Origin of the sequence: Iodobacter arcticus (genome assembly GCF_042664895.1) — a bacterium.
GTDB classification, from domain to species: Bacteria; Pseudomonadota; Gammaproteobacteria; order Burkholderiales; family Chitinibacteraceae; genus Iodobacter; species Iodobacter arcticus.
Genome location: NZ_JBHTBQ010000045.1, coordinates 1 through 512 on the forward strand (window position 1 = coordinate 1; position 512 = coordinate 512).

A 512-nucleotide genomic window follows, 5' to 3' on the forward strand; every position below is an offset into this window, starting at 1 on the left:
CGTGCTTTTCGCAGGCTAACGCGTCCTTCTTCGCCTATCATCGCCAAGGCATCCACCAGATGCACTTAGTCGCTTGATCCTATAACCTCAAACACGTGTTGCACTCTATTCGTCAATGAAGACGAGCAAAGCGATTCACATCTTTAAAGTATCTGATTTCGCTTTGTTTGCGACATCGATCATTCAGTTCTGACTTCGAACAATCGATTTTGATACAATCTACCCTTATTTATTTCTAAATTTGAGTATTACTTCTTCTATTTTTTTAAAGATCAATTGGTTTGATTTTGCAATCAATCCGATTTTAGAAATCAGAATTCAAACAACTCGTTCTTGAGTCATTTCAATTCTAACTTCTGACAGCGCGTGTTGGGTTACGCGATAAAACTGCTAACCCAACCTACGTGTCTTTAATCTACAGTCGATGAGTGTGAGTACTCAATCCAAAAGACTTTTCTCTTGAAAGGAGGTGATCCAGCCGCAGGTTCCCCTACGGCTACCTTGTTACGACT

General features: G+C 40.4%; 1 rRNA gene. It reads right to left on the reverse strand.

Going from position 1 to position 512, the window contains the following annotated elements:
- Nucleotides 1-462 precede the first annotated feature (462 nt).
- Nucleotides 463-512: ribosomal RNA gene (locus ACFQNF_RS19955) — 16S ribosomal RNA — on the reverse strand; the annotation flags it as partial.